We start from the raw sequence: 1,418 nt of genomic DNA on the forward strand, positions 1-1,418 counted from the left end.
GAACTCTATCGGATGAATTGCAAGGAAGATGATGTCGTTTCACACCGAGCCTGAACCCCAGCGCGCCCGGCTTTCAGAGGTGGCGCCCGGCATACGTCGAGTTGTGGCTAGCAATGCCAACGCGTCGACGTATTGGGGAACAAACACCTACCTGATCGATGGCCCCGAGGGAACGTTCGTGCTCGATCCGGGGCCAGCGGACGACCAGGCCCATTTCGACTGCATTCTTGAGGGGCTACCGGATCAATCCGCGGGAATTATCATCTCGCATCATCACTCCGACCATTTCGGCGCAGTGGTAAAGCTCAAGGCCGCTACATGCCTTCCCGTCTATGCGCACGAACACTTTGCGGGGGACAGTTTCTGTCCCGACGTGATGTTGAAAGACCAGGATATACTTGCCGGCCATTTGGTATTGCATACACCAGGCCACGCCAGCGATCATCTTTGCTTGGCGCGGGCCGACGGCATCCTTTTCACGGGCGATCACGTGATGAGCTGGAACAGCAGCTCCATCATGCTGCCGGACGGGGACATGGCTGCTTATTATGCAAATCTTATCAAGCTCCTCAATCGGAACGACAACCTCTATCTACCCGGCCATGGTCCACCGTTACCCTCTCCGCATTCTTACGTTCGGAACTTGCTCGAGAGGCGCCTAACACGTGAGAGGGAAATAGTTCGATCTCTGCAGAACGGCGGAAAGACGCCGGAGGAGCTGGTCATCCTGCTTTACAGGAAAACCGATCCGTATCTTGCGAAAGCAGTGTTGTGGAGCGTCGAGGCACATCTCGACAAGCTTCGCAAAGAGGGGAAAGTGCTAGCGGAACAGGGCATCTGGCTCGCGGTCTGACCCGTGGCTGCGGGGATCAAAAGGATGCCGGCGCCAAGTACCGAAAGACAGATGAGCTGGCTGCCGAGAACCACACGAAGCTAGGAACAGCACCTTGTACCACTTGCTCTGCAAGATGCCTTGCTCGTGGCAGGCGCCCTTCCGCGTATCTCCTCGACCATAAGATGGCGTATCGCTTCAGCTCCTAGACGGGACTCTCCCAATACGAGCGGCACTTTCGGCATTTCAGGTACGTCTTCCGCCGAGCAATCGGATTGGATCGGGAACTCAGCTGCACGAGCCGGCAATAGACGGTGCGATAAGCCTCCCTGCAACCCGGACGGTCTTCTCTTCCCGCAGAACAAGCCTGCAAGGGCCTGAGGCGGTTCGCCTCCGCGATTTGTCGCCGATCGCCAAGCGGTCTCCAAACGGCGCAGCAACACTGAACATGTCCATGCCGTACGCATACGATGAAGACCGCCCGATTGACGCGTGCGCGCGGGCACGGCGAGCTCTATGATGGCGTTGCGTGAAGGTCAGGCGGCCTGCTGACCGGCGGGCTTGCCGGCTTGGCCCAGGAGCTTCC

General features: G+C 58.3%; 1 protein-coding gene. It reads left to right on the plus strand.

The window, feature by feature from the left end:
• The first annotated feature begins 31 nt into the window (after positions 1–31).
• A complete protein-coding gene (locus tag FNJ47_RS46045) occupies positions 32–853 on the plus strand; it encodes an MBL fold metallo-hydrolase (protein ID WP_163163409.1) in 822 nt (273 codons plus the stop codon).
• The last annotated feature ends 565 nt before the right edge of the window (positions 854–1,418 follow it).

This window comes from Bradyrhizobium uaiense (genome assembly GCF_010811875.1).
In the GTDB taxonomy this organism is placed as follows: Bacteria; Pseudomonadota; Alphaproteobacteria; order Rhizobiales; family Xanthobacteraceae; genus Bradyrhizobium; species Bradyrhizobium uaiense.